2 protein-coding genes are annotated in these 1,194 nt (G+C 77.3%); both read right to left on the bottom strand.

The features are described from left to right. Nucleotides 1-312, bottom strand: a 312-nt coding sequence (locus tag ACFV61_RS36110) for a zf-HC2 domain-containing protein (protein ID WP_380496428.1), incomplete at its 3' end; no start/stop codon positions are given. Beyond that, a complete protein-coding gene (sigK, locus tag ACFV61_RS36105; protein WP_063352900.1) occupies nucleotides 309-893 on the bottom strand; it encodes an ECF RNA polymerase sigma factor SigK in 585 nt (194 codons plus the stop codon). The genes ACFV61_RS36110 and sigK, both read right to left, overlap by 4 nt. Nucleotides 894-1,194: the final 301 nt, after the last annotated feature.

The raw sequence follows: 1,194 nt of genomic DNA, 5'->3' as shown, positions 1-1,194 counted from the left end.
GGCCGCCAGCGCCAGCCGCGGCCAGCCGCGGGCGAGCCGCCCGGGGCGCCGGGCGCCGTCGGGCCCGGCCGCGGCGCGCGGGGCCTCCTGCCGGACGGTGTCCAGCGCGTCCATCACCCGCGACTTCAGCTCCCCGGGCACCGCGACGGCCTGCGCGGCGCCCAGCCTGGCCAGCGTCGCCGTGAACTCGGCCACCTCCCGGGCGCAGGCCGGGCACTGCGCCAGGTGGCGCTCGAACTGCGCGCGCTCGTCCGCGTCGAGGGCGTGCGCGGCGTAGGCGCCGGTCAGCGTGTGCAGGTCGGCGCCGCTCATGCTCCCACTCCCAGGCAGTCGCGTAGCCGGATCAGCGCGTCGCGCATCCGGGTCTTGACGGTGCCCAGCGGGGTGCCGAGCAGTTCGGCGACCTGCGGGTAGGTGTACCCGCGGTAGTAGGCCAGCGTGATCGACTCCCGCTGCAACTCGGTCAGCCCCTTCAGGCAGCGCCGCACCTGCTCGCGTTCCAGCCGCCCCTCGACCTGCTCGGCGACCTCGTCGAACGCCGGCACGTGCGAGGCGGCGGCGGCCCGCTGGTCGCGGTCGGCGGCCGCCTGCGCCGCCCGCACCCGGTCCACGGCGCGGCGGTGGGCGATGGTCAGCACCCACGCCAGCACCTCCCCGCGCTCGGGCCGGTAGCGGGCGCAGGTGCGCCACACCTCCAGCATCACCTCCTGCGCGACCTCCTCGGACTGCGCCGGATCCCGCAGCACCCGGCGGACCAGCCCCAGCACCGGGCCCGCCACCGCGTCGTACAGCCGGCCGAACGCCTCCCGGTCGCCGCGCGCGGTCCTGCTCAGCAGCTCCTTGAGGTCGGTGCCCGGACGCCCCGGCCCGGACAGGTGAACGACCGTGCTCATCCGGCCGCCTCGCGCTCGCAACGCACGGGCGACGGCCCCGGCCAGTGGACGGTGGGCATGGCACGACCTCCAGGGAATCCCGGCCGGACGGACACCCGGCCGGGCCGACGGAACACGGCGACGTCAGGCGTTCGAAGCCGCACCCGGCGCGGATTGCCCGCGAAGGACACCAGATTTCCGGCCCCCGCGAAGGACACCGGGTCTCCGGGCGGCGCCCGCCCCCCCCGGCGCCCCGCCGGTAACCCCTGGAGACGCGCATACCCCCCCCCCGCCCAATCCCCCGCCCGGGCCGCCCACAACA

It is taken from the genome of Kitasatospora sp. NPDC059817 (assembly GCF_042731835.1).
Classification (GTDB): Bacteria; Actinomycetota; Actinomycetes; order Streptomycetales; family Streptomycetaceae; genus Kitasatospora.
This window is presented reverse-complemented; position numbering and strand designations above follow the sequence as displayed.